Here is a 25362-nt window from a genome sequence, read left to right as displayed (position 1 = left end):
TTCAGGTTGTATGTCGGGTTGGGGGACGGGTCGGCGCCCGAATGTTCGATGAGCGAGGTTCGATTAGTGGATTGGAGTCCGGTTGGCCAGCACGGGCGCGGCGCCCGTGAAACCGTCGCGGGTTTCGGCGATGTCGTGGATCTGTTTCCGGCAGGCGTACCAGCCGCCCACCATCAGCGCGCAGGCTACCAGGGTCACCAGCAGCGTGAGCGGGGAGTCGATGAAGACCATGACGAGCACGCCGAGCAGGAACACCAGGGAGAGGTACCCGGTGTAGGGGGCGCCGAACATCCGGAAAGAGGGGCGCTCGAGCCAGCCTCTGTCGGCCCACCGTTTGAGCTGGATCTGGCAGAGCACGATGGTCGCCCAGGTGACGACGATGCCTACGGAGGCGACGTTCAGGACGATCTCGAATGCCTGGCCGGGGACGAGGTAGTTCAGCGGGACCCCGAGAAGGGAGACGCCGGCGGTGATGGCGATGCCGCCGTAGGGGACGCCGGCCTTGTTCATCCGCTGGGCGAACTTCGGGGCCGATCCGGCCACCGACATGGAGCGCAGGATGCGGCCGGTGGAGTACAGGCCGGCGTTCAGCGAGGACAGGGCGGCCGTGAGGACCACGAGGTTCATGATGACGTCCACGCCCTGGATGCCGATGGATCCGAAGAACGTCACAAACGGGCTGACGCCTTTTTCGTACGAGGTGTAAGGCAGCAGCAGGGAGAGCAGAATGACCGAGCCGACGTAGAAGACGGCGATGCGGAAAACTACGGAGTTGATGGCCTTGGGCATGATCTTTTCGGGGCTTTCGGTTTCGCCGGCGGCGGTGCCGATCAGTTCGATCGAGGCGTAGGCGAACAGCACGCCCTGCATGAGGACGATCATGGGCAACAGGCCGTTGGGGAAGATGCCGCCGTTGTCGGAGATGAGGCTGAAGCCGACTTCCTGGCCGTCCACGGGGGTGCCGAACATGACGAAGTAGGCGCCGACCAGCAGGAACGCGACAAGGGCTGCGACTTTGATGAGGGCGAACCAGAACTCGAGTTCGCCGAACACCTTGACGGAGACGAGGTTGAGGCAGAGAACCACAATGAGGGCGATCAGCGCCCACGCCCACTGCGGTACGGCCCCCATCCAGGGGATGTACTTGCCGAAGAAGTTCATGTAGAGGGCCGCGGCGGTGATGTCCACGACGGTGGTGGTGGCCCAGTTGATCCAATAGAACCAGCCGGAGATGAATGCGGCTTTCTCTCCGTAGAATTCGCGGGCGTAGGACACGAACGATCCGGACGAGGGCCGGTGCAGCACCAGTTCTCCCAGGGCGCGCAGGATGAGAAACGCGAAGAAGCCGCAGACGGCGTAGGCGATGACCAGCGACGGGCCGGCCGCGTGGAGCCGGCCGCCGGCGCCCAGGAACAGGCCGGTTCCGATGGCGCCGCCGATCGCGATCATCTGGATCTGCCGGGGCTTCAGGCTCTTGTGGTAGCCCGAGTCCTCCGCGTGGATCGTGGCATCCGAAGCGTGGGCGTGGCCTCCATCGGCCTGGTACAAACCAACCTCGTCATTGGGGTTGTTGGACATGGGTGTTCCTTTCGATCTGTCAGAGATCTAAATGGGGTTTTGGAGGGAGATTGTGGGGACAGCCAGGCGTCAGATCAGAAGATCGACCACCCTGTCCGGTCGGACAAGTCAGCGAGAGCCGCCGTGCCTGCCAGGGAATTTCCTTTGGAATCCAGCCGCGGGCTCCAGACGCAGATGACGCACTCGCCGGGGACGACGGCCAGGATTCCGCCGCCCACACCGCTTTTCCCTGGAAGTCCCACGCGGTAGGCAAACTCGCCGGCTGCGTCATACATGCCGCAGGTCAGCATGATGGAGCCGATGCGCTTGGCCTCGCTCCTGGAGATCACCGCGCCTTGCGTTCCGCGACCATCCTGCGCGAGGAAAAGGCCCGCCTTGGCCACCTCCACGCAGGTCATCATGATTGAGCACTGTCTGACGTAGTTCTCGACCACTGCCTGTGCGGGCCGCCGCAGGTTGCCGAATTCCTTCAGGAAGTGGGCAAGGGCCAGGTTACGGCTGCTGCTGGCGAGTTCACTCCTTGCGGCCATCTCGTCGATGAACGGGCCCGGTTGACCCACCTGGCCGGTGAGGAAGCGCAGGACCTGAGCGGCGGCGTCGGGAGATCTTTCCATCAGGTGGTCGGTGACCACCAGGGCGCCCGAATTGATGAAGGGGTTCCGAGGGATTCCGTGCTCGACTTCAAGCTGGACGAGCGAGTTGAAGGACGTCCCTGACGGCTCGCGAAGGACCCTGGACCACAACGCGCCGGAGTCGTCGGCGCTGAGCGCCATCGCCAGGGTGAAGACCTTGGAGATGCTCTGGATCGAGAACGGAAGATCGGCGTCGCCGGAACTGAACACGTCGCCGGAGGTCGTGGCAACCGCGATGCCGAAACGGTCGAACGGCGGGGACTGCAGGTGAGGAATGTTTGCGGGAACTGATCCCGCATCCGTCCGGGGCCGGTGGCTGCGGACAATGTCATCCAGTACCAGGCCAAGCGGCGGCGAATCGAGTGCTGTCATCATTTCTTGCCCAGGTGCTCCTTCTGCGTGCCGGCCCACTCCTGAACATGAAGCAGGGCGACCAATGAATCGCGGGGATTGCTGAAGGTCAGCCCGGTAACCCGGCTGACCTTGTTTATCCGGTAGTAGACGGTGTTCTTATGCAGCTGCATCCGCTTGGCGCACTCGGCCACGTCCAGGGACGCGTCGAAGAATGCACGCAGGGTTTCGGCCAGTTCCGCATCATCGCGGAGCAGCGCCCAGAGGCTGCGGTGCCGGAACGCCGCCGTCGTGAAGTTCTCCACGGCGTCGTGGAACAGAATCTCTGCCTCGAAGTCGTCCACGGTGGCCACCGGAGCTTCGCCGGAACGGCGCATACACCCCAGCAGCGCTTCGGATATTCCGGTCACGGAATGGATCGAAAGCAGATCGGGGACAACGGGTCCGACGGCGGCAAAGGGGCTGATGCCGAGGTGCTTGTTGGCATCTTTCACGATTGCCTGGGCCAGGCTCCGCAACCCGGCCTCGGTGTTGGCGGATTGGAGCCCGGGAATGACCACCGCGGTGTCGCCGTGAAACTGTCCCACGATGGCTGACGGTTTGTAGGCGGCCGCGTGGATCGAGGCGAGGTTGGCCAGTTCCCCATGTTTGAGGGCGGCGTCGTCTTCCTGGGCTTCACGTGCCGACAGGCCAAGCAGGATCAGGGTCGCGGGACGGTCCGCGGGGATCTTCTCGCTGTGCGCGCTCGCCGCAGCCTCGGCAGGACCCGAAAGCAGGCGTGCAATCCGGTCCTCGCGCATGTGCACGGACTGCTGGTTGCGGTAGCGGATCAGTTCGGCGGAGGCCCGCGCGGCTGATCCGGTGAGGACGTAGTCGACGTCGTCGCCGAAGCCGGCCCCGGTTTCCTGAAGCCAGATGTAGCCCATGATGCGGTTGCCGGCGAACAGGGTGATGGCGACGCGTTCCCGCAGGCCGTCCTGGGGCCGGGCGGCAACCCGGACCGGCAGGCGGGTCCGGTGCAGCTCGCGGTAGGCGCCAAGGTCCTTGAGCAGGAGTTCGTATTTGCGCGGACCGCGCCGGGCCAGGATGGAGGCCTTGCGGAGCTCGTCAATGGCATTGGAGACCGTGGAGTACGCCAGGACCTTGTTGGCGGCATCCTCGATCACCACGTGGCTGGAGGTCAGGCGGGCCGTGGTCTGGGCGATGGCGAAGAGGTCTTCTTCGAGAAGGGTCAGCACTTCGCGCTGGTAGCTGGGCGGCTGGATCCGGTCCTTGGCGATGGACAGCAGACGGTCCCAGTCCGCGGCCGGATCCACCAGCAGCAGGCCGGTTCCGGCGGCTCGCAGCAGCTCTTCGGCTTCCGCCAGTTCCCCGCGACTTCCCTTGACGGCGAGCACCAGGGGAGGGTTCTTCAGGAGGCGCCGCACTGCCGGCAACGCGGAGCGTCCGCGAACGCCGATCAGCAGGACGAATGCGGTCCCCCCGTCGGCGGTCTCGTCGTCGGCGTCGACGATCACAAATCGCTCGATCGCCGCATCCGTGCGGGACGGCCGGAGCATGAGGCTGGCGAAACCCAGCGGGAGGTCCGCGAGGATGTCGTCCACCGTAGCTGCGGCCATGGGCTTCCTTCTGACATTGGCACCCTTCCCGGACGGCTTTGTCCGGACACCTCAGCCTATCCAGCTGCCGTCATCGAAAGTATGGAAAAGCTCCTAAATTACGTGGCCCGTTTTAGGTCTGCGGACCAAGGCGAGGTCAGCAGACCCACACCACCCCATCGATTGCTCCGTAAGTGCCGTAATCACACCTCAAAAGGGCGTCTACGGAGCAATCGACGGGGTTTGAGGACCGGAAAGGGACCGGTCATCATGGAGTGTTGGTGCGTCATCGCGGAACCCGACGTCCGCCGCACCGGCCGCCACTGGCGCTGACGCACACAGGAGAACACATGGACACGCCCCCGGAGCTGATCGACTTCACCGCAGGCGGCCCGCAGTCCGGCGACCTGGACGTGGCCTGGATCCACGGATCGGAGTCCGCGAAACACAACACAGACCAGGATATCCAGGTCCACGCCTACGACGAGCACACGTTTATCCTGCGCCAGAACATGGCGGTCAATTACGAGGCGCCGTTCATGTTCCTGCTGTTCGGCAACGCCCGGGCCGTCCTCATCGACACCGGCGCGACGGCATCCGCGGACTTCTTCCCGCTGCGCCGCGTTGTCGACGGCCTTGTGGACACCTGGCTTGCCGCCCACCCCCGCGACGGCTACGGGCTCCTTGTCCTGCATACCCACCCGCACGGCGACCATGTCGCGGGCGACGCCCAGTTCGCCGGCCGCCCCGGCACCGTTGTGGTGGACGCGGCCCGGGACAGTGCGTGGGAATTCTTCGGATTCAGTGACGATTCTGGCGACGGCGGTGACTCGGACGGCGGCGACGGCGGCATTCGGCCAGCACACGTGGACCTCGGCGGACGCGTCCTGGCATGCTGGCCCAGCCCGGGGCACCACCATGCGGCCGTCACGTTCTACGATCCCCACACCGGGTTCCTGCTCACCGGAGACACGGTCTATCCCGGCCGGCTGTACATCCAGGACTGGTCTGCATTTGTCCGCACCATCGACCGGCTGATCGCTTTCTGCGATACCCATCCCGTCACCCATGTCCTGGGCTGCCACATCGAGATGTCGCGGCAGCCCGGCGTCGACTATCCGATCTTCACCACCTACCAGCCCTACGAACCACCGCTGCAGATGACCGTCGAGCAGCTCCGGCAGATCCGCCGGGCCATCGACGAGGTGGGCGGACGCCCCGGCCGGCATGTGTTTCCCGGCTTCATCCTCTGCCTCGACGAGGATTGAGGCCGCGGCAGCCTGCACCGCCGTTTCGGTTCCCCGGCCGACGCGAGTGGGCAGTTCGCGGCAGTGTTTGTGGGGGACACTGCCGCGAACTGCCTACTCGGCGCACAACTCCGGGGTGGCGGCTCCTAGAGAGCGCCTTGGCCCGGGGTCCCGGCCGGGATGGGCTCGTGGCGCATGACCTCGACCGGTCGCTCCAGCAGTCCGTCGAGGGCGGCATTCAGTCGCTTGACGGGTTCGCCCGCGCCATGGGCGTCGAGCAATTCGGCGGATTCCCACTTCTCGATCATGAGGATCTGCCCGTTGGGGGATTCATGAATGGCGTAGAGGATGCAGCCGGGTTCCTCATGGACCTCTGCAATGGCCGGGGACAGGGCCGCGACCACGTGGTCGAAGGACCCCTCTTTGGGCGTGAATGTTGCGGTGACGACGACGGGCATGGATCTTCCTTTGTGATGTGGGCGTTAGCGGATGGCGGTCTGGGCGAGCGGGGCACAACTGTTGCGGGGCAGGAAATCTGCCTTGACCTCAATGAGGCGGGGGCCTTCGGGGAGCCTGCCTTGCATTCGTCCGAGCACGAGTTCAATTGCATGAACGGCGAGCATGTCCAGCGGCTGGCGGATCACGCTCAGCGGCGGAGACATCAGCTCAGTCCATGGATTGTCATCGAAGACAATCACCGAGAGGTCTTCCGGGATGCGGACTCCCTTCTGGACAAGCCGCCGCACCGAACTCTGCACCTGGGCCGTATTGGCGACGATGAGGGCAGTGGGCGGCTGCGGCATGGCAAGCAGGGAACCTACGGCATCGCCCCCGGCATCCCCCCGGAACGGGACATCGCGGATGAGCAGGGGGTCGACCGGAAGCGAGGCGCTCTCGTGCGCAGCCCGGTAGCCACTGATCCTGGCCCGGCCCGTGGACGTGCTCAGAGGCCCCGTAACGAGTGCGATCCGGGTGTGGCCGAGGCCTATCAGGTACTCCGTTGAGCGCTGCGCGGAGTCAAAGTTTTCGATGCTGACGACGTCGGCGTCGCCAAGCTCCTCGATGGTGCGGTCCACGAATACAACATTCACGCCGAGGTCCTGCAGGCGCGCCCATTTCTCGATGTTCCCGCCCGTGGGGGTGGCAATAACGCCGCTGACGGACCGGTCCAGCAGCGTATCCAGCGATTCCGCTTCCAGATGCGGATCCTCCTGTGTGGTCATCAAGACAACCTGCACACCGTGGCTCCGGGCTTCCCAGACGATGCGGTCGGCCAGGCGCGCGAAGAACGGGTTGGAAAGATCCGTGACCACGAGCCCGATCGTGAGGGCATGGCCAGCGCTTAGCTCGCGGGCGGCCGCCCGGGGCCGGTAGCCCAGCTCGTCGATGACCCTGACGACTTCCTGCCGTTTTGCCGGTGCAACGGGCCCGGAGTCCGGGTTCAGTACCCGGGACACCACAGAGACCGAGACTCCCGCAGCCGCCGCGACATCGCGAATGGTTGGGGCCTTCTTCACCGCTCCTCCTTGAGGGAAATCCTAGGCAGTAGTTCGTATGCAGCGTCTCCATTTGAGTGCCATGAGCTGGCGGAGGACGTTTCGTTTGGATCCGTTGACACAGCTTAGCACCGGGTGGTACAAAAGTGGAACCGGTTCCACTTCGGGTAAATTTCCAGCACATAGCGACAAAGAAGTTGTTCCATCCGCCGCGGCGGAAGGGCGTCTCTTCGCTTCGCACCCCTACCAGAGAGACTCCAGTGAATCTTCACAAACTCCTCAGCGACCGCGAACAGGATGGCCGTCCCATCCGGGTTGGCCTGATCGGTGCCGGCCGCTACGGCACCATGTACCTGGCCCAGGCCAACAACATCCCCGGCATCCACGTCGTCGCCATCGCGGACATCAACGTCAAGCGCGCACAAGGAGCCTTCGATCTCGTCGGTTGGCCCAAGGACCAGATCGCTCCGGACATCGCTACCGCCCTAAGGAACCGCACCACGACGATCGTGGCCAACGCGGACGAGCTCTTCGACGTCGACATCGACGTCATCGTTGAAGCAACGGGCAACCCCATCGTCGGCGTGAAGCACGCGCTGCGCGCCATTGAAACCAAGAAGCACATCATCATGGTCACCGTCGAGGCCGACGCCCTGGCAGGCCCCGCCCTGGCCAAGCGTGCGGAAGCCGCCGGTGTTGTCTACTCGATGGCCTACGGCGACCAGCCTGCACTCATCATGGAACTCGTCGACTGGGCCCGCACCAGCGGCTTCGACGTTGTCTGCGCCGGCAAGGGCGCAAAGTACCTTGAGCACTATCACGAAATGAACCCGGACAACGTCTGGGAGAACTGGGAGTTCTCCAAGGAACTCACCGATTCCGGCCAGCTGAACCCGAACATGCACACCTCGTTCCGCGACGGCACCAAGGCCGCCATCGAGATGGCCGCCGTCGCCAACGGCGCCGGACTGGTGCCTTCTGACGCCGGGCTGAGCTTCACGCCGGGGGATGTCGAGAAAATCGCCACGATCTGCCGCCCCGCCGACGTCGGGGGAGCCCTTGCCCACGAAGGCAGCGTCGATGTCATGTCCAGCGTCAACCGCGACGGCACGTGGATCCCCCACAACACCCAGGAGGGTGTCTTCGTCGTCGTCAAGGCCACGAACGACTACGTTTCCGGCTGCTTCAACGAATACCCGTGGCACCCGGACCCCACCGGCCAGTACGCCGCCTTGTACCGCCCGTACCACTACGTGGGCCTGGAGCTGAACGTCTCCATCGCCAACGCCGTTCTTCGGGGGATCGCAACGGGTTCGCCCGTCGGGTTCTTCGGCGACGTTGTGGCGACGGCGAAGAAGGACCTGAAAGCCGGTGAGTTCCTCGACGGCGAAGGCGGGTACACGGTCTGGGGCAAGCTCGTCTCGGCCAGGCACTCCGTCTCGGCCGGCGCACTCCCGGTGGCGCTGGCCCACCACGTGGAACTGCGCAACGACGTCGCCAAGGGCGAGATCGTCGGCTGGGACGACGTCATCATGGACGACTCCCTGTCCCAGGCCCTCGAGCTGCGTCGTGAAACCGAAGCGCTCGTCGCGGAATCCGCCCTCAGCGCCTGACGCTCCCCGCGGCTCCCCGCAGCACACCGGGCGCGGCCATGAACTTCACCTGTTCACGCCTCCGGAACAAGACTCCTTCCAATGAAGAAAGGCATCACATGAAATCCAAGACCCGCGCCCTCACTGGAGTGCTGGCCTGCACTCTGGCCGCCTCGCTCCTCGCCGGCTGCGCCTCCGGGGCGCCCGGCGGGGCCGGCGCTCCTGCGAAAATCCAGCTGTCCATCCCGGATCCGCTCACCTCCTCCGTCGGCGTTTCCGCCCAGCATTTCGCCGACCAGGTCAAGAAGACCTCCAACGGATCGGTCGTCGTCACGGTGGTCCCGAACGGAACGAGCTTCAGCGGGGACCAGAACGCCGCCGTCACCCGCCTGCAGGGCGGCTCGCTCGACGCCCTCATCCTCTCGACTTCCGTGTACGCCTCCGTGGTACCGGAAATGAACGGCATCAGCATCCCCTACCTTTTCAAAGACACGACCGAGGAAGCGGCGTTCCTGGCAGGAAAGCCTGGCCAGCTGCTGAAGGACAAGCTCGCAGCCAAAGACACCGTCGCCTTGTCCTTCCTCACCCGGACCGGCCGCGAGATCACCAACTCGGTGCGCCCCATCGAGAAGCCGTCGGACCTGAAGGGCCTGAAAATCCGTGTTCCCGGCAACCCGCTCTGGACCGACTTCTTCGGAAAGCTGGGCGCGAGCCCGACCACCATGGCTTTCTCCGAGGTCTTTACCGGCTTGCAGACGGGAACGATCAACGGGCAGGAAAACCCGATCGAGGTGCCGTGGACGAACAAGTTCTCCGAGGTGCAGAAATATGTCTCGCTGACCAACCACATCAATGACGCATGGGTGCTCGCCCTGTCATCGAAGAAGTGGGGCACACTCTCCGAGGATCAGAAGAAGGCCCTCACCGACGCCTCGACCGAAACAGCGACGTTCAAGACCGGCTACGACGCCGAACAGTCCAAGAAGCAGCTGGACGAACTCACGGCCAAGGGCATGACGGTCAACGAGCTCAGCGACTCGGGCCTTGAAGAATTCAAGGCCACCTCCAAGAGCCTCTACCCGCAGTTCTCCGAGCTGATCGGCAAGGAATTCTTCGACCAGGCGATCGCTTTCACAGAGTCCAACTAGCCCTGCACAGCCCGGGCCGGGGCGCCATCGGTGCCCCGGCCCTCCCACCAATATTCCGCTCTCCCCTCCACCAACATCCCGCTCTCAATGTCGACAGTCTGGAAGAACATGAAACGCACCTTGGCTCCCGAGCAACTCGAGGAGGTCATTCCGTCTGACGCGGAAGAGATCCTGCACCACGGTCACGTCCCCCCGGGCTGGAGTGGTGCCGTCTGGCTCGACAAGGTCCTCGAATGGACCGTGGGCGCGGCGATCCTCGCCGAGCTCGTCGTCATCCTTCTGAACATCATGGTCAGGCTCATCACCGGTGACTCTGTGCTCTGGACCCAGGAAGTGTCGGAGATTGCGCTCCTGACCATTGCCTTTATCGGCGGAGCCATCGCGTACCCCAAGGGTGCGCACATGTCGGTGCAGGCCCTGATCATGCGCCTGCCCGCAGCGTGGAAGCCCTATCTGGCCGCCCTGGTCGACTGGCTCGTCTTCGTCATGAGCGCAGGGGCCTTCGCCCTCTTCGTGCCGACCCTGGCCCAGCAGATCGAGGAAAAGACGCCCATCCTGCAGCTGCCCGTGTTCTGGGTATCCCTGCCGTTCTCCTGCGGCATGGTCCTTATCGCGTGGTTCGCGCTCATCAAGCTCTGGCGCCAGGAACGCCGGCCCGTCCTGGCCGCGGCCGGGATCGCCGCGGCAATGGTCGCCGTCGTCATGCTGGCACCGCCGCTGTTCTACTACGCATCACCGAACGTCCTCCTCGGCGTGGTGCTCGCGGTCCTGTTCCTGCTGCTCTTCCTGGGCCTCCCGATCGCCTTCGTCCTGGCCCTCGCATCCGGAATCTACCTCTACCTCGGCGGCATTTCCGATGTCAGCGCCATCCCGATCGGCATGGCCTCCGGAGCCAAGGGATTCGTGCTGCTGGCGATCCCATTCTTCATCCTCGCCGGCACGGTCATGAACTCTGCAGGCCTCACCCTGCCCCTGGCCAAGCTCGTCGACGCCCTCATCGGCCACCTGCGCGGCGGTCTGCTGCAGGTGGTCGTGGTCACCATGTACATCTTCTCCGGCATCTCCGGCTCCAAGGTCGCCGACGTCGCGGCCGTCGGCACCACCATGCGCGGCATGCTTGAAGAGCGCAAGTACCCGCGCGGCGAGGTGGTCGCTGTCCTGTCGGCCTCAGCCATCATGGGCGAAACAATCCCGCCTAGCATCGTCCTGCTCATCCTCGGGTCCATCACGACTATCTCGACCACCACGCTGTTCCTGGCCGGTTTCGTTCCGGCGGCGTTCCTCGCCCTCGTCGTCATGGCCCTTGTCTTCCTGCGGGCCAGGAAGCAGGGTGGGGTCGCCAGCCCCAAGGCCACCTGGCGGGCACGCGGATCGGCAACGTTCTTCGCCTTGCCCACCCTCCTGCTGCCGGTCGGCATGGTGGTGGGCATCCTCAGCGGATTCGCGACGCCGACAGAGGTCTCCTCCGTCGCAGTGGCCTACGCCTTCGTGCTCGCCGCCGCCTACCGGCGGGGCAGCAAGAAGCTGCTCGGCGACACCCTGCGCGAAACGACGACGACGGCGGGCATGGTCCTCTTCATCATCGCCGCCGCCTCGCCCCTGGCCCAGACCCTCGCCCTCGCCGGCGTCTCGCAGCAGATCCACGACCTCATGTCCGGACTCGGCGATTCTCCGCTCCTGTTCATGCTGTTCACGATCATCCTGCTCATCATCATGGGCCAGCTCCTCGAGGGCCTCCCCGCGGTGCTCATCTTTGCCCCGCTGCTGCTGCCGATCGCCGTCGACTTCGGCGTCAACCCGGTGCAATACGCCATGGTGCTCATCATCTCCATGGGTATCGGCTCCTTCGCACCCCCGGCCGGCGTCGGGTTCTATGTAGCCTGCGCCACCGCCCGCGAAACCGTGGAAAACAGCCTGAAGCACTTCTGGCCGTACCTGGTGGCCGTATTCATCGGACTCCTCGTATTGGCCGCGGTTCCCTGGTTCAGCACCTTCCTCCCTGCCCTCGCCGGGCTCATCCCCTTCTAAGCCAGGAGACAGCCAACAATGCACGCTTCATCCGCCAGCCTGCCCGCCTCCGTGGCCCTGCTGGGAACAGGGCCCATGGGAGCCCCGATCGCCCGGAACATCATCGCCGCGGGCGTGCCGCTGACGCTCTGGAACCGCACGGCGCACAAGGCCGAAGCCATCGCCGGAGGACGGGTGGCCGCCTCCCCAGCAGAGGCGGCCAGCGAAGTGGTACTGACCGTGCTGCCGGACCTTCCCCAGGTTGCAGCCCTTCTTCACGGTGACGACGGGCTGCTGGCAGGGTGGAAGACCGCCGGCATAGAGCATCCAATCCTCGTCATTCACGGGACGGTGTCGCCGGTGGCGGTCGCCGAGTTCGCCGATGACTGCCTGCGAAACTGGGGCCTGACCGTCGTGGACGCACCCCTCAGCGGCGGCACGATCGGGGCGGAGGAAGGCCGGCTGAGCATCATGGTTGGGGGCCCCCACTGCGCAGTGGAACGTGTTAAGCCGCTGTTCTCGCTGTACGGCTCGACAGTCGTGTGGTTCGGCGACACGGGTGCCGGGTCCACGGTCAAGGCCTGCAACCAGATCGTCGTTGCCGCCACCGTGACGGCCCTGGCGGAGGCTATGGCCTTGGCAAACTCTGCCGGTCTGGATCTTGAAAAAGTGCAGTCCGTGCTTTCCGGCGGGCTCGCCAATTCGGAGGTTCTGGCTCAGAAAGGAGGTCGGTGGATTAACGCCGACTTCGAAGGCGGCGGATCTGCCAAGAATCAGCTCAAAGACCTCGGATTCATTACCGAACTCGCAACGCAGGCCGGTCTGACGTTGCCCGTGGCCGGCAGCCTCCTGGCGGCGTTTCAGGCGATGGTCTCCGCTGGCCGCGGCGATCTGGACCACACCGGCATCTACCTCGGGATCCGCGGCTGATCCGGCCGCCCGCTTCGGCTCCGCGAGTGCGCACTTCGCGGCAATGTTGGTGAACAACACTGCCATGAAGTGCCCACTCGGCGGGATGCCGCGGATGCCGGGGATGCCGATGGCGCGGAGACCGGGCCAGCCGTGTCCCAGAACCCTCAGCGCCCCCTTAGCGACGCCGCGGCCGGAACGCCGGGCGGGAAATCGGGCAGCGCCCCTGCGGGCGTGTGGAAGATCCACAACGAGAGCGCACGGTGGACGGCCCAGTCGTCGTTGGATGCCCGCAGGGACGCGATTTGGGTTCCATCCGGCTGCTCTGTGGTCCGGATGACCTGCAGCCGGACCGGAGCGGCCCCCGGCAGCCGGAGCATGACCTCTCCCGAGGCCGGCAGAGTTCCGTGCGGGAACCGGACTGCCGCTCCGCCAACCGAAATGTCCAGCAGTTCGCCGCGGACCCCCTCGGCTTCCACCGGGGCGGCCACCTCGATCCGGTAGGCGTTGCGGCGGGACGTGGCGAATTCGGCGGCCCGGATCCTGCGCGTCCCAAGCACCAGGACGGCGCCGGCGAGCACCAGCCAGGCACCGGACGCCACCGTGGAACCGGGCGTCGTACGCCAGGGCACCAGCCCGGCCAGCCCCGCCGCCGCGTACAGAATCACCGCGGTGATAAGGACAACCATCACGATCAGGATGCGCGGCGTCCGGCCCCGGAGCCGGAGGTCGGCGGCGCCCTTGGGCGTCACCTGGAACTCCAGGATGTTCCGGGACATGAGCCACCAAAGGCACGCGAGGCCAACCGGGACGCGGAAGATCCGCAGGGCGAAGGCCGTGGGCCAGTGGATTTCGTTGCGCATCAGTTGCTTGGAGCCCCACAGGCGCACGGTGAACATGACCAGGAAGACCCCGGTGAAAAGCAGCGGGCCGGCGGTGGACGTCTGCGCCCCGGACAGCATGATCACCACCGGAATCAGAAAGGCCACCAGCGTGGCGATGCCCTCCAGCCACCACAGCGTGCCGTTGAGGTACTCGTGGTAATTCCGCCATGACAGCCAGCCCTTCGCCGCCCACAGCTTCTCGTGGACGAGGATCTGCATGGCACCCATGCCCCAGCGCCGGCGCTGCAGCAGGTACTGGTCCGGCGTCGCCGGCGCGAGCCCGACGGCGAGCGTCTGGTGGTGGTAGACGGTCCGCCAGCCGCGCCGGATGAGTTTGAGCGTGGTGTGCATGTCCTCGGTGATGGTCTCCGTTGCCACGCCGCCCACCTCCTCCAGGGCGCTCAGGCGCAACAACGACGTCGACCCGCACCAGAACGGTCCGGCGCCGGGAACGTTGCGGGACGCCATGAGGACGTTGAAGAAGGTGCCCTGCTCACCCGTGATGCCGTCGTCGTCGAACGCTCCGCCGTTGTAGAACGACTGCGGGCCCTGGATCAGGGCGATCTCGGGGTCATCGAACCAGCCCAGCGTGGCGGTAAGGAACGTGGGCAACGGGACGTGGTCGCAGTCCAGGACGGCGATAATGTCGATGCCCGGGCCGCCTGCGGCCTTTTCCGCCGCCATCAGGCCCAAGGCGTGGTTCATGTTGCCGGCCTTGGCGTGGTCGTGGACGGCCCGGCGGACGTACCGGGCGCCATAGGCGATGCACATTTCTTCGACCCAGGGCCGGTCGCCGTCGTCGAGGACCCACGTCTCGTGCGCCGGGGCCAGCTCGCAGGCCGCCGCGACCGTGGGGGTCAGGACCTCGATGGGCTCGTTGTAGGTGGGGATCAGCACCGCCACCCGCATGCCGTTCGGGGCCTCCGTTACCGGCGCCGGCGGATGGCTGTCAATGTTCCACACGGACCACGCCTTCAGGATGAGGCCGGCCAGCGGCAAGGCCTCGAAGGTGACCAGGATCCAGGCGATGGCCAGGTTCCATTCTCCCGACGGCATCGTAAACAGGACACGCCACGTCAGGTACATGACCAGGGCTGCGATGGCCGCGATACCGCCCACATGGGCCAGCCGCCGGGACCGGGGTGCTTCCGGTCCGGGAGGTCCCAGCCGGGCGGCCCAGCCGGCGATACCGGCACGGGTCAGTGCTGTGGCGTCAAGTGGTACGGGCCGCGGCGCAGCGGATGATTTTCCAGTCGGCAGTCTTTGAACCGATACGTTCTCGGCGCGCTCATGCAGATCTTCACGCAGATTCTCTCGAGGCACGTGATCTCCCTCAGCTAGATCCGGTGCTCAATGTCCGATCAGCGTAGCCGCGGCATGGCACCCGTGACCGGATCCGCCGGAATCCTTGCGCAAAACTGCGTATGGGGTGCGCTTCGTCCTGCTGCCCTGTGTTCTAGTGGACGGCGGCGTTTTCCGTCTCCTCGGGCCCGACGAAGTTGCACGAGCCGGGGTGGCGCGCGGGCAGCGTGCACGTTCGCCCGGTGGGCAGGTGGACGTTGGCGCACCGTCCGGCCATGGCCACGTCTTCGCGGACATGTGTGACGTGCGTGCTGCTCTGATCCTCTGGCGCTTCCTCGCGGCTGGTTTGTAGGGGGCTTCCGGACGCACTCTGGTTTTGGCTGTTCACGGCTGCAACTCCTCGAGATCTGCTGTGCAGAAGGGATGGGAAGGATGCTTAGTTTTATCCGAAGTCCCCAGCCTCGCACGGGCGGGTTAACACCGCGTTACGGGAGTGTAAGGATCCCGTCTCGGCGAGGAGGCGGGTTGCAATTGTCGCGGTTCGCCGCTGGACGGACCTTTTGCCGCCGCCCGGCCGTTCCCCATACTGGAAGGCAGATCCGCGATTCCGGCAGGCGAGGACGGTGGTGGCTGATGAGCAGCGGAGTAAGTGGTTCCAACAGCGCGTTCCGGCGCAGGGTGGAGCGGGCCGCGGAACTCCGGGCCGTGCGGGCCTCGGGCAGCACCGCCCAGGAGAACGGCGAGCTCAACGCCGCTGAGGAAGAGCTCCGGCAAAAGCGCGCCAAGATCGACGACGCCGCCAAGGCCGAATACCTGATCCGGGACGCCATGGCGCAGGGCAAGTTCGACAACCTCAAGTACGCCGGCAAACCCATTCCCGGGCTGGGTGAGGCGTACGACCCAGACTGGTGGGTCAAGGGCCTGATCCAGCGGGAGAACATCTCGGGCCTGGGCCCGAAGGCGATCCTGCTCCGCACCGAGGACGCCGGGCTCGACGCGCGGCTCGATGCCCAGTTCAGTGAGAAGCAGGTCCGCGAGATCGTGGAGGACTTCAACGCCCGGATCATCGATGCCCGGCGGCAGCTTCAGGGCGGACCGCCCGTGATCACCAAAACGCGCGACGTCGACGTCGAACTGGACCGCTGGCGGGGCCGCCGGGCTGCCGCGGCCGCCGTCGCCCCTCCGGAGCCGGAGCCGAAGCGGCCCTGGTGGCGGCGGCTCTGGAACGGGACCGGTTAGGCGCCGCCGAACTTAAGCCAATCGTCGACGCCGGTCAGATTGTCGACGCCGGACTCCTTCGGCTCATTACTCGGGGCCGGCCCTTCGCCGCTGCAGCAGAGAAAACATCCAGGAGATATCAATGTCTGAACAGGGACCTGTGCTGGTGGTCGGTGCAACGGGATCGCTCGGTGGTCAGGTCGTCGACCGGCTTCTTTCCCGGGGCAAGAAGGTGCGGGCGCTTGTCCGCCCGAGCTCGGACGCGGGCAAACTCGAGGCCAAGGGCGTCGAGATAGCCCGGGGCGACATGCTCGACCTCGATTCGCTCGTCGCCGCGATGTCTGGCACCGCCGCGGTAATCACGACGGCGGCCGGGTACACCGGGAAGAACAAGAACGCCCACGAGATCGACACGCGTGGCAACGCCAATCTCGCCATCGCCGCCAGCAAGGCCGGGGTGCCGCGCTTCGTGCTCACCAGCATCCTCACGAGCGACCAGACACCCAATGTGCCGCATTTCTGGCACAAGAAGCTCGCCGAGGACAAACTCGAAGAACTCGGTGTCCCGTTCGTCGCCCTGCGTCCCGGAGCATTTTTCGATCAGATCGCCCAGATGGGCGGTGACCCGTTTGAGAAGGGCCGGATCGTCTGGCTCGGCTCCAAAAGCGTCCCGCTGACATTTGTTCTGGTCAGCGACGTCGCGACTTATCTCGCGGAGGCCGTTGACGCGGACATCGCCGACGGGGAACGCATCGATCTCGGCTGGAGCCGTCCGATCAGCATGCAGGAGGGCGCTGATCTGGTGTCGCGGCTGGCGAACAAGAAAATTAGGGTCGTGTCCGTTCCCACGGGACTGCTCCGGGCTGTAGGCAAGGTTGCGGGAAAGTCCGCCCCGCTCATGAAAGACATGGGAGCCATGGCGGCCTGGTTCGATACCGGACGTTACGTGGCCAAGACGAGCCGCCAGGCCGAACTCTTCGGTCCCGCGCCAACTCCGGAAGACGCCGTCGCGCGCTTCGCTGCGCGTCTAGGCCATGGACGAGCGCAGTCCTAATGGGTGCGGCGGTGTCCAGAATAACGGGCGGTCCGGCCGGGTCGCACGTGCGGCCGCGATATACCGATCGAAGGTCCGTGGCTCCGCGGACGCAATCGGCGTAGCCTGCGCTTAGGGGGCCAGCGACCAGGCGCGCAGTTCGCGCACCCCGCGCCTCGGCACGAAACGGGCGATGCCATGAAGAAGTACGGCACAGATCATAATCCGCGGCCGGCGGCTTCGGCCGAGTCCGGGCGCCCGTCATCAGCCCGTGCGCCGCTGCGCCTGGCCGCCACGCTGGCGTTTGCCGGCTTCGCGCTGTCCGTGGTCGCCGGGCTGCTCCATGCCGATACGGCCAGCGCCAACGACCACCCGGCGACCTTCACGGAGTATGCCGGCAGCAGCATCTGGACGGCCGTCCACCTCGGTCAGTTCGTCGGCATGGCGCTTCTGATCGCCGGGCTGCTGGTCCTGCTGATGGTCCTGAAAGGACCGGACGGGACCATGACCTGGACAGCCCGCTTCGGCGCTGTGGCTGCCGTCGCGGCACTGGCGCTGTATGCCGCGCTCCAAGCTGTCGACGGCGTCGCACTGAAGCACGCCGTGGACGCCTGGTTTGCGGCTCCGGAGCCGGAGAGGGCTGCGCGGTTTGCGACGGCCGAGGGCATCCGGTGGCTGGAGTGGGGGATGCGCAGTTACCAAAGCTTCGTGCTGGGTGCAGCACTCATCCTGACCGGGGCCGTGGTCGTCGGTGCCCGCCGCATTTCCCGGCTGATCGGCTATCTCATGGCGCTTTCCGGGCTCGCCTACCTCGCCCAGGGCTGGATCATCGGGGCCGTAGGTTTCTCCCCGGCCAACACCATTCCCACGCTCTCGGGAATCGTCCTGATTCTGGTGTGGTCCGTGTGGCTGCTGGTGAGCGCCTGGCTCGGAAAGGATGTGCCGGACCGCGACAGGAGACGCGGCTGACGGGCCTCGCACCGGCCGAATTCGCCGGAAAGCTGCGAGCCCGCCGGAAAAGTCCGGCGGGCTCGCAGGCTTCCGGCGAATTCGCGCGTCGAACTCGTGCGTGGGGTGAGGAGGCGTTAGCCGGCTTCAGCCTCCGGCGGAGCCCTGGTCGGCGTCGAACCCGGCCAGGAGGCGCCGGGAGGCCGTGTCCATGTGGGAGCGCATGGCTGCCGTCACGGCGGCCTCATCGCGTGATTCCAGGGCGCGGAAGATCTCCCGGTGCTCGGCCAGGGCCGATGCCGCGTGCCCTTCGTCCGTCAGAGCGCGGTCAACCCAGATGCGCAGCAGCGACCGGATGCTCTGGAGCAGTTCCTGCAGGACCTGGTTGCCGGAGGCTGCGGCGATTTCGCGGTGGAACGCCGCGTCGGCCTCCACAAACGTCGCCAGGTCCTCGAGGCTGCGCTCCATCGTGGCCAGATTGGCGCGCATCCGGTCCAGGGCGTCGTCGGTAATCCGCTGCGCCGCCAACTGGCCGGCCTGCACCTCGAGCCCGCCGCGCAATTCCACCAGTTCGCGCGTGCGCGGGGCGCCCAGCATGAGGCCCCAGCTCAGCGTGCGGGGGAGGAGCTCGGAAATGCCGTCTCGAAGGTACGTTCCGGAACCCGGCCGGACAATGACAATCCCAAGGATCTCCAGCGCCGCGAGGGCCTCGCGGACGGCGGAGCGTCCGACCCCCAGCGAGGCGGCGAGTTGGCGCTCGGCCGGCAGGCGGGTTCCCACGGCAATTTCACCGCTCGTGAAGTAGCCCAAGAGGCGTTCCGCGACTTCGGACACAACAGAGCCCTGCTCCATAGAACCGAGCGCAGCACTGATTTTTGCCGTCGAAGCGGCGGAGTTAACGGACACCTTCAAAGCGTAACAACACGCACCCGCCGGGCCATGCAGACTTCCGTCGCTGAAATAAACACGTCAACCGGTTGACCAATTTGAGTGAGACGCCTTATGGTTTTTATCACACGCTTAGTTGGGCCTGGCCAGCTTTCCGGAACTACGCGATGAGACCAATCCCCATGCTTCCAGCGCAGGAGGCTGCCGGGATCCCGACATCAAGGAGTCAATGTGGACACCACGCAATCAGTGGTCGAAAGATCTGCAATCAAGAAAGTGGCAGTGCGGCTGGTGCCGTTTGTCGCTCTCATGTTCTTCATCAACTATCTGGACCGCACGGCCATCTCCTTCGCCGGCCCCAACGGCATGAACACCGATCTCGCCCTCTCGGCGGCCCAGTTCGGCTTCGCCTCCGGCGTCTTCTTCATCGGCTACATCCTGCTGGAAGTCCCCAGCAACCTCGCCCTGCACAAGTTCGGAGCCCGCCGCTGGCTGGCCCGCATCATGGTCAGCTGGGGCATTGTCTCCTTGCTCTTCACCTGGGTGGGCAGCGTTGAGCAGCTCTATATTTTGCGCTTCATCCTGGGCGTCGCCGAGGCCGGCTTCTTCCCCGGCGCCATCCTCTTCCTCAGCCTGTGGGTCCCGTCGCGGCACCGCAGCAAGATCCTGGCCCTGTTCTACCTGGCCCAGCCGCTGACCACGGTCATCGGAGCCCCGCTCGCCGCCCTCCTCATCCAGCAGCACGGCCTCTTTGGCCTTGAAGGCTGGCGTGTCATGTACTTCGGCGTGGCCATCCCCGCAATCCTGATCGGTGTCGCCGCCTGGTTCTACCTCGCGGACTCCCCGGCCAAGGCCAAATGGCTGAGCGCTGAAGAGAAGACCTGGCTGACCGGCGCGCTGGAGCAGGAAAAGAACGAAACCGCCGCCACCAACAAGCACGTCAGCGTCCGCACCGTCTTCGGCAACGGCCGCGTCTGGATGCTCGCCCTGATCTACTTCGGCTTCATCTACGGCTTGTACGCACTCGGTTTCTTCCTGCCAACCATCATCTCCGGCTTCGAAGGCCTGTACGGCACCAAGTTCGACGTCTTCCAGAAGGGCCTCATCACGGCCATCCCGTACCTGCCGGCCGCCTTTGCCCTGTACTTCTGGTCCAAGGACGCCACCAAGCGCGGGGTCAAGACGTGGCACATTGCCGTCCCCGCCCTCGTCGGCGGCCTGAGCATCCCGCTGGCCCTCTTTGCCGGATCGCCGGCAGCGACGATCGCCGTCATCACCCTCACGGCGATGTCCATCTTCGCTGCACTGCCGAACTTCTGGACCGTCCCCACCCAGTTCCTCACCGGGGCAGCGGCCGCCGCCGGGATCGCCCTGATCAACACCGTGGGCAACCTGGCCGGCTTCAGCGCGGGCTACGTCACGGGCTGGCTCAAGGACTGGACCGGCGGCTACACGGTCCCCATGTTCGTCGTCGGCGGCTTCATGCTCCTCTCCGCCGTCCTCATGATGGTGCTGGCCCGCAACGGCGCCGGCAACGCCACGGCCGCCCCTGAAACTGCGGACTCAGCGGCCGCGGAGTCCGCAGCCGCCCGCTAACGGACGCAGCGGCGGCGAAGTCCTCTGCCGGCGCGCTCCCAACAAACCGGTGCCCGCCGCGTGCCACACGGCCGCGGCGGGCACCCACCAAGCAGCTTTTTCTTCTTCCAGGAGTACCCCCATGACCCGCCTGTTCAATGACCCCGCAGCCTTTGCTGACGAAATGATCGAAGGCTTCGTCGCCTCCCACAGCCGCTGGGTCAGGCGCGTCTCCGGCGGCGTCGTCCGCAACACCCACAGCACCCCGGGCAGTGTGGCGCTCGTGATCGGCGGCGGCTCCGGACACTACCCCGCCTTCGCCGGACTCGTGGGCCAGGGCCTGGCCCACGGTGCCGCGATGGGCAACCTCTTCGCGTCCCCGTCCGCCCAGCAGATCTACACCGTGGCCAAGGCCGCCAGCAACGGCGGCGGCGTCCTCCTGGGCTACGGCAACTACGCCGGCGACGTCCTGCACTTCAACCAGGCCCAGGCCCGGCTCCGCGCCGAAGGCATCGACTGCCGCAGCATCGCCGTCACCGACGACGTCTCCTCCGCCCCGCCGGCCGAGCACGCCAAGCGCCGCGGGATCGCCGGCGACCTCACGGTCTTCAAGGTCGCCGCCGCTGCCGCCGAGGCCGGGCACACCATGGACCAGACCGTTGCGATCGCCGAGCGCGCCAACCACCGCACCCGATCGTTCGGCGTCGCTTTCACCGGCTGCACGCTGCCGGGCGCGGACCGCCCGCTCTTCTCGGTCCCCGAGGGCCGCATGGCCGTCGGGATGGGCATCCACGGCGAACCGGGCATCGGCGAAACAGACATCCCGACGGCGGACGAACTCGCCGAACTCCTCGTCGCCAAGCTCCTCACCGAAATCCCCGACGGCGTCGAGGTGGCAGGCGCCCGCGTGGTCCCGATCCTCAATGGCCTGGGCAGCGTCAAATACGAGGAACTGTTCGTGGTCTACCGCCGCGTCGCCCAGCTCCTGGCCGCGGCCGGACTGGAAGCCGTCGACCCGCAGGTGGGTGAACTCGTGACCAGTTTCGACATGGCCGGCACCTCCCTGACCCTCTTCTGGCTCGACGACGAACTCGAGACCCTCTGGCACGCGCCCGCCGACGCCCCGGCCTTCCGCCGCGGCGCCGTCACGGCGGCGGCCCTGGAAGCCACGGACTTCACCGACCTCGCCGAGATCGAGGCGGCCATCCCGGACGCCTCCGACGAATCCCGCGCCGCTGCCGTCCGGGTCCTGGCCGCGCTGGGGGCCGCGAAGGACGTCGTGGACGCTAACGCCGAGGAACTGGGCCGGATCGACGCGGTCGCCGGCGACGGTGACCACGGCATCGGCATGGAGCGCGGCGTCCGCGCCGCCGTCGACGCCGCGGCAGCCGCCGTCGCCCGCGGTGCCGGCGCAGCCACCACCCTCCACCTCGCCGGCGACGCCTGGGCCGACAAAGCCGGCGGCACTTCCGGCGCGCTGTGGGGCATGGCCCTCCGGGCCGTCGGGGATACGCTCGGCAACGCCACCGCCCCCGACGCCGGCGCTGTCGCCGCCGGAGTCGCCGGCGCCGCGGCCGCCATCATGGACTTCGGCAAGGCCGCGCCGGGCGACAAAACCCTCGTGGACGTCCTGGTCCCGTTCCGCGACGCCCTCGCCGGCGGCGTGGACGCCGGGGGATCCCTCACGGAGGCCTGGGGCGCCGCGGCCACCGTTGCGCAGCAGGCCGCAGAAGACACCGCCCAGCTCCTGCCCCTCATGGGCCGCGCCCGGCCGCACGCCGAGAAGAGCCTCGGCACCCCGGACGCGGGCGCGGTGTCCATGGCACTGATCGTCCGAGCAATTCACAACACTCTCCTCGAGGAAACAGTCGAGGGAAAAACAGTCAAGGAGAACGCATGAGCGCCAAACTGCGCCTGGTCATCGGGGCCGACGACGCCGGATTCGAGTACAAGGAAGCTCTGAAGGCAGACCTGGAAGCCAGCGGGCTCGTCGAGTCCGTCCGTGACGTCGGCGTTGACGCCACCAGCCATACCCCGTACCCGTCCGTGGCCATTGCCGCCGCCGAACTCGTCGCCTCCGGCGAGGCCGACCGCGCCCTGCTGGTGTGCGGCACCGGCCTGGGCGTGGCCATCGCCGCGAACAAGGTCCCGGGCGTCCGGGCCGTCACCGCGCACGACAGCTTCTCGGTGGAACGGGCCATCCTGAGCAACAACGCCCAGGTCCTCACCTTCGGCCAGCGCGTCGTCGGCCTGGAACTGGCCCGCCGGCTGGCCCGGGAATGGCTGACCTACACATTCGACGAAACCTCCGCCTCGGCCGAGAAGGTCACACTGATTAAGGACTACGAGGGTGTCACTTCCTGCTAACCCCGCCACGGGCGGTACAGGCGAAGCCGCCGGCGGCGCGCGCACAACGCAGCCGCGGGCCGTCATCGGCGTCAGCCTGAAAATGTACTTCGGCCACCAGCGCACGCTGGACTACTGCCGCGAGGTCGCCGCCGTCGCGCTGGCCCACCCCGCTGTGCACAGCGGCGAGATCGAGCTGTTTGTCCTTCCGGCCCTGCCCGCGCTGCCCGAGGCAGCCCGGATCCTCGGCCTGGCCGGGGCCGGGGCCGGCGCGCAGGACATCTTCTGGGAAGACGAGGGCGCCTACACCGGCGAGGTTTCCGGCCGGACCGTCGCCGAACTCGGCGGCCGCTACGCCGAAGTGGGCCACGCCGAGCGGCGCCGGATCTTCGGCGAGGATGACAGGACAATCGGCCTCAAGACCGCCGCCGCCTACCGCAACGGCCTCACTCCGGTGCTTTGCATCGGGGAACTGCAGCCCGGCTCCGTGGAGGAAGCCCTCCGGCATTGCACGGCAGACATCGACGCCGCCCTCAACCGGGCGCGGTCCCTTGCACCCGCGGGCCGGACCATCGTGGCATACGAACCGCAGTGGGCCATCGGTGCCCCCGAACCGGCCACCCCGGAGTACATCAGCGCCGTTATCGCCGGACTCGACACGCACCTGCGCTCCCTGCCCGGCCAGGCCGACAGCCGGGTCATCTACGGCGGAAGTGCCGGCCCCGGGCTGATCAGCCGGCTGGACATGTCCGTCGCCGGGCTGTTCCTGGGCCGCTTCGCCCACGACCCGCAGGCGCTCAAGGCCATCCTGGACGAAACCGCCGCACGCCTCGGACTGCTGCTGACCGCGGGAGGCCGGCCATGAGCTCCACGAACGGGCTGGGCCTGAGCACCGGCGGACGTTCACGGATCGGGCTCAGCAGCTACGCCTTCTTCTGGCAGCTCTCGGACCAGGTTTCCGCGCCGCTGAGCCTCCACGAGGCGCTGGCCGAGACCGCGGCCCTGGGCGTGGACCTCTTCCAGATCTGCGACTACGCGCCGCTGGAGAGAATGACGGACGCGGAACTGGCGGCCGTCCGGACCACGGCCGATGCCTTGGGGATTTCCCTGGAACTCGGCACCAAGGGCATCCGGCCCGAGCATCTGAAGAAGTTCCTGCGGATCGCCGGGATCCTGGGCGCGCCGCTGCTGCGGACCATGTTCAACGTTCCGGGCCACACTCCGGACGCCGACGAGGCCGTGGCCATCTTCACCGGTCTCCTGCCCGAATTCCGGGCCGCAGGGGTGAAGATCGCCGTCGAGACCTACGAACAGGTCCCCACGTCCCGCGTCCTGGACGTCATCGCCCGGGTGGCCAGCCCGTACCTGGGCATCTGCAGCGATCCTGCCAACACCGTGGCGGCGCTGGAATCCCCGCGCGAGGTGATTGACGCCGTCGCGCCGCATGTCCTGAACATGCACATCAAAGACTTTGCGTTCAGCCGCAAGGAGGGGTGGGTCGGGTTTACCTATTCCGGCGCTCCCCTCGGCGAAGGCCTCCTGGACTATGCCTACATGGTCCGGAAGCTGCAGCCCAAAGAAAGAAACATCAACCAGATCATCGAGCACTGGCTGCCGTGGCAGGCCTCCGAAGAAGAGACCATCCGCCTCGAAAAGCAGTGGACCCAGCAAAGCCTCGATTTCCTAAGGAGTAACTGAAATGTCAGCAGAACAATTGACCGTCGCCGTCATCGGAGCCGGAGGCAAAATGGGGCTGCGTGTTTCAGCCAACCTCCAGAAGAGCGCCCACACCGTCTACTACAGCGAGAACTCGCCGGCAGGCCAGGACCGCGTCCGCGCCGAAGGCCGGGAAATCAGCACCACCGAGGACGCCATCAAGGACGCCGACGTCGTGATCCTCGCCGTCCCGGACACCGTCCTGGGCGTCGTGTCCCACGGCGTGGTCCCGCAGATGAAGTCCGGCGCCATCCTGCTCACCCTCGACCCGGCCGCCGCCTACGCCGGCCTGCTGGCCAAGCGCGCGGACGTCGTCCAGGCCGTGGCCCACCCGTGCCACCCCTCGGTCTTCCTCGAGCGCACCACCAAGGAAGAATGGGCCGACACCTTCGGCGGCCAGGGCGCCCCGCAGAACGTGGTTGCCGCGATCGACGAGGATGCCACCGAAGCCGCCCGCGCCGCCGCCGAGGCCACCATCAAGGTCATCTACGCCCCCGTGATCGACGTCCACTGGGTCACCGTCAAGCAGCTCGCCATCCTCGAGCCCACCCTCGTCGAGACCGTCGCCTGCATGATCGGCACCCTACTCAAGGAAGCCCTGCACGAGACCGTGCACACCGCCGGCGTCCCCGAGGAAGCCGCCAAGGCCATGCTGTTCGGGCACGTCCAGATCGCCCTGACCAACGCGCTCCGCGGTTCCAACCCGTTCTCGGAGGCCTGCGAAATCGCCATCCAGTACGGCAAGGACACCATCATCAAGGACGACTGGAAGAAGATCTTCGACGACTCCGAGCTGGACTACGTCATCGCCAAGATGCTCAAGCTCGAGCCCGCCGCCCAGCGCTGACGCCCACCCCCCGGCCGAATTCGCCGGAAAGCTGCGAGCCCGCCGGA

Annotated in this window: 22 protein-coding genes; 14 read left to right on the top strand and 8 right to left on the bottom strand. The window is 66.4% G+C overall.

The window, feature by feature from the left end:
* Positions 1–63 precede the first annotated feature (63 nt).
* The 3 genes from C566_RS0116620 to C566_RS0116610 form a co-directional block, all read right to left on the bottom strand.
* A complete protein-coding gene (locus C566_RS0116620; RefSeq protein WP_018775484.1) occupies positions 64–1578 on the bottom strand; it encodes an amino acid permease in 1515 nt (504 codons plus the stop codon).
* Between the two features lie 74 nt (positions 1579–1652).
* Positions 1653–2585 carry a glutaminase gene (locus C566_RS0116615; RefSeq protein WP_026266779.1) on the bottom strand — a complete coding sequence of 311 codons (933 nt, stop codon included), beginning with the start codon at positions 2583–2585 and terminating at the stop codon, positions 1653–1655.
* Positions 2582–4180: a PucR family transcriptional regulator gene (locus tag C566_RS0116610; RefSeq protein ID WP_018775482.1), complete on the bottom strand. Its 1599-nt coding sequence runs from the start codon at positions 4178–4180 to the stop codon at positions 2582–2584. Before C566_RS0116610 ends, C566_RS0116615 begins: the two co-directional genes overlap by 4 nt.
* A gap of 329 nt (positions 4181–4509) precedes the next feature.
* Here C566_RS0116610 and C566_RS0116605 point away from each other — a divergent pair, with 329 nt between their 5' ends.
* A complete protein-coding gene (locus C566_RS0116605) occupies positions 4510–5427 on the top strand; it encodes an MBL fold metallo-hydrolase (RefSeq protein ID WP_018775481.1) in 918 nt (305 codons plus the stop codon).
* A 125-nt stretch (positions 5428–5552) separates the two neighbouring features.
* Here C566_RS0116605 and C566_RS0116600 read toward each other — a convergent pair whose 3' ends face one another.
* Together C566_RS0116600 and C566_RS0116595 are read right to left on the bottom strand one after the other, a co-directional pair.
* A complete protein-coding gene (locus C566_RS0116600; RefSeq protein WP_018775480.1) occupies positions 5553–5864 on the bottom strand; it encodes a putative quinol monooxygenase in 312 nt (103 codons plus the stop codon).
* A 24-nt stretch (positions 5865–5888) separates the two neighbouring features.
* Entirely contained in the window at positions 5889–6923 is a 1035-nt protein-coding gene (locus tag C566_RS0116595) for a LacI family DNA-binding transcriptional regulator (RefSeq protein ID WP_018775479.1), read from the bottom strand.
* A 239-nt stretch (positions 6924–7162) separates the two neighbouring features.
* Here C566_RS0116595 and C566_RS0116590 point away from each other — a divergent pair, with 239 nt between their 5' ends.
* The 4 genes from C566_RS0116590 to C566_RS0116570 all read left to right on the top strand — a co-directional run bounded on the left by C566_RS0116590 (position 7163) and on the right by C566_RS0116570 (position 12579).
* A complete protein-coding gene (locus tag C566_RS0116590) occupies positions 7163–8515 on the top strand; it encodes an NAD(P)H-dependent oxidoreductase (protein WP_018775478.1) in 1353 nt (450 codons plus the stop codon).
* 98 nt (positions 8516–8613) lie between these two features.
* Positions 8614–9642 carry a DctP family TRAP transporter solute-binding subunit gene (locus tag C566_RS0116585; protein WP_018775477.1) on the top strand — a complete coding sequence of 343 codons (1029 nt, stop codon included), beginning with the start codon at positions 8614–8616 and terminating at the stop codon, positions 9640–9642.
* A gap of 108 nt (positions 9643–9750) precedes the next feature.
* Positions 9751–11670: a TRAP transporter large permease gene (locus C566_RS0116575; protein WP_018775475.1), complete on the top strand. Its 1920-nt coding sequence runs from the start codon at positions 9751–9753 to the stop codon at positions 11668–11670.
* Positions 11671–11688: 18 nt separating this feature from the next.
* Complete coding sequence (locus tag C566_RS0116570; RefSeq protein WP_018775474.1) at positions 11689–12579, top strand: NAD(P)-dependent oxidoreductase; 891 nt, start codon at positions 11689–11691, stop codon at positions 12577–12579.
* 146 nt (positions 12580–12725) lie between these two features.
* Here C566_RS0116570 and C566_RS22170 read toward each other — a convergent pair whose 3' ends face one another.
* Positions 12726–14561: a glycosyltransferase family 2 protein gene (locus tag C566_RS22170; protein WP_018775473.1), complete on the bottom strand. Its 1836-nt coding sequence runs from the start codon at positions 14559–14561 to the stop codon at positions 12726–12728.
* A 337-nt stretch (positions 14562–14898) separates the two neighbouring features.
* Complete coding sequence (locus C566_RS0116560; protein WP_026266778.1) at positions 14899–15132, bottom strand: hypothetical protein; 234 nt, start codon at positions 15130–15132, stop codon at positions 14899–14901.
* 245 nt (positions 15133–15377) lie between these two features.
* On the opposite strand from C566_RS0116560, the gene C566_RS0116555 reads away from it, so the two are divergent.
* The 3 genes from C566_RS0116555 to C566_RS0116545 all read left to right on the top strand — a co-directional run bounded on the left by C566_RS0116555 (position 15378) and on the right by C566_RS0116545 (position 17964).
* Complete coding sequence (locus C566_RS0116555) at positions 15378–15983, top strand: J-domain-containing protein (RefSeq protein WP_026266777.1); 606 nt, start codon at positions 15378–15380, stop codon at positions 15981–15983.
* Positions 15984–16104: 121 nt separating this feature from the next.
* Positions 16105–17016 carry an SDR family oxidoreductase gene (locus tag C566_RS0116550; RefSeq protein WP_018775471.1) on the top strand — a complete coding sequence of 304 codons (912 nt, stop codon included), beginning with the start codon at positions 16105–16107 and terminating at the stop codon, positions 17014–17016.
* Positions 17017–17193: 177 nt separating this feature from the next.
* Positions 17194–17964 (top strand): DUF4386 family protein, encoded by a 771-nt coding sequence (locus C566_RS0116545; RefSeq protein ID WP_018775470.1) that lies wholly within the window; start codon positions 17194–17196, stop codon positions 17962–17964.
* A 126-nt stretch (positions 17965–18090) separates the two neighbouring features.
* Here the strand turns inward: C566_RS0116545 and C566_RS0116540 are convergent, their stop codons facing one another.
* Entirely contained in the window at positions 18091–18849 is a 759-nt protein-coding gene (locus C566_RS0116540; protein WP_026266776.1) for a FadR/GntR family transcriptional regulator, read from the bottom strand.
* Positions 18850–19062: 213 nt separating this feature from the next.
* On the opposite strand from C566_RS0116540, the gene C566_RS0116535 reads away from it, so the two are divergent.
* The 6 genes from C566_RS0116535 to C566_RS0116510 all read left to right on the top strand — a co-directional run bounded on the left by C566_RS0116535 (position 19063) and on the right by C566_RS0116510 (position 25315).
* A complete protein-coding gene (locus C566_RS0116535; RefSeq protein ID WP_018775468.1) occupies positions 19063–20427 on the top strand; it encodes an MFS transporter in 1365 nt (454 codons plus the stop codon).
* A 121-nt stretch (positions 20428–20548) separates the two neighbouring features.
* A complete protein-coding gene (locus C566_RS0116530) occupies positions 20549–22306 on the top strand; it encodes a dihydroxyacetone kinase family protein (protein WP_018775467.1) in 1758 nt (585 codons plus the stop codon).
* Entirely contained in the window at positions 22303–22773 is a 471-nt protein-coding gene (locus C566_RS0116525; RefSeq protein WP_018775466.1) for a ribose-5-phosphate isomerase, read from the top strand. The genes C566_RS0116530 and C566_RS0116525 overlap by 4 nt, the downstream gene beginning before the upstream one ends.
* Entirely contained in the window at positions 22757–23617 is an 861-nt protein-coding gene (locus C566_RS0116520) for a triose-phosphate isomerase family protein (protein WP_018775465.1), read from the top strand. Before C566_RS0116525 ends, C566_RS0116520 begins: the two co-directional genes overlap by 17 nt.
* Positions 23614–24450 (top strand): sugar phosphate isomerase/epimerase family protein, encoded by an 837-nt coding sequence (locus C566_RS0116515; RefSeq protein WP_018775464.1) that lies wholly within the window; start codon positions 23614–23616, stop codon positions 24448–24450. The genes C566_RS0116520 and C566_RS0116515 overlap by 4 nt, the downstream gene beginning before the upstream one ends.
* Position 24451: 1 nt before the next feature.
* A complete protein-coding gene (locus C566_RS0116510) occupies positions 24452–25315 on the top strand; it encodes a phosphogluconate dehydrogenase C-terminal domain-containing protein (protein ID WP_018775463.1) in 864 nt (287 codons plus the stop codon).
* The last annotated feature ends 47 nt before the right edge of the window (positions 25316–25362 follow it).

The sequence above is a fragment of the Arthrobacter sp. 131MFCol6.1 genome (assembly GCF_000374925.1).
Classification (GTDB): Bacteria; Actinomycetota; Actinomycetes; order Actinomycetales; family Micrococcaceae; genus Arthrobacter.
The sequence above is the reverse complement of the archived record's forward strand: the minus strand, read 5'-3'. Positions and strand labels throughout refer to the sequence as shown.

What these genes read in the sequence shown, in the direction of transcription:
- C566_RS0116600 (WP_018775480.1), bottom strand. Translation starts at nt 5,864, where the DNA reads ATGCCCGTCGTCGTCACCGCAACATTCACGCCCAAAGAGGGGTCCTTC.
- C566_RS0116570 (WP_018775474.1), top strand. Translation starts at nt 11,689, where the DNA reads ATGCACGCTTCATCCGCCAGCCTGCCCGCCTCCGTGGCCCTGCTGGGA.
- C566_RS0116530 (WP_018775467.1), top strand. Translation starts at nt 20,549, where the DNA reads ATGACCCGCCTGTTCAATGACCCCGCAGCCTTTGCTGACGAAATGATC.
- C566_RS0116515 (WP_018775464.1), top strand. Translation starts at nt 23,614, where the DNA reads ATGAGCTCCACGAACGGGCTGGGCCTGAGCACCGGCGGACGTTCACGG.
- C566_RS0116610 (WP_018775482.1), bottom strand. Translation starts at nt 4,180, where the DNA reads ATGGCCGCAGCTACGGTGGACGACATCCTCGCGGACCTCCCGCTGGGT.
- C566_RS0116525 (WP_018775466.1), top strand. Translation starts at nt 22,303, where the DNA reads ATGAGCGCCAAACTGCGCCTGGTCATCGGGGCCGACGACGCCGGATTC.
- C566_RS0116585 (WP_018775477.1), top strand. Translation starts at nt 8,614, where the DNA reads ATGAAATCCAAGACCCGCGCCCTCACTGGAGTGCTGGCCTGCACTCTG.
- C566_RS0116545 (WP_018775470.1), top strand. Translation starts at nt 17,194, where the DNA reads ATGAAGAAGTACGGCACAGATCATAATCCGCGGCCGGCGGCTTCGGCC.
- C566_RS0116605 (WP_018775481.1), top strand. Translation starts at nt 4,510, where the DNA reads ATGGACACGCCCCCGGAGCTGATCGACTTCACCGCAGGCGGCCCGCAG.
- C566_RS0116550 (WP_018775471.1), top strand. Translation starts at nt 16,105, where the DNA reads ATGTCTGAACAGGGACCTGTGCTGGTGGTCGGTGCAACGGGATCGCTC.
- C566_RS0116510 (WP_018775463.1), top strand. Translation starts at nt 24,452, where the DNA reads ATGTCAGCAGAACAATTGACCGTCGCCGTCATCGGAGCCGGAGGCAAA.
- C566_RS0116620 (WP_018775484.1), bottom strand. Translation starts at nt 1,578, where the DNA reads ATGTCCAACAACCCCAATGACGAGGTTGGTTTGTACCAGGCCGATGGA.
- C566_RS0116555 (WP_026266777.1), top strand. Translation starts at nt 15,378, where the DNA reads ATGAGCAGCGGAGTAAGTGGTTCCAACAGCGCGTTCCGGCGCAGGGTG.
- C566_RS0116615 (WP_026266779.1), bottom strand. Translation starts at nt 2,585, where the DNA reads ATGATGACAGCACTCGATTCGCCGCCGCTTGGCCTGGTACTGGATGAC.
- C566_RS0116575 (WP_018775475.1), top strand. Translation starts at nt 9,751, where the DNA reads ATGAAACGCACCTTGGCTCCCGAGCAACTCGAGGAGGTCATTCCGTCT.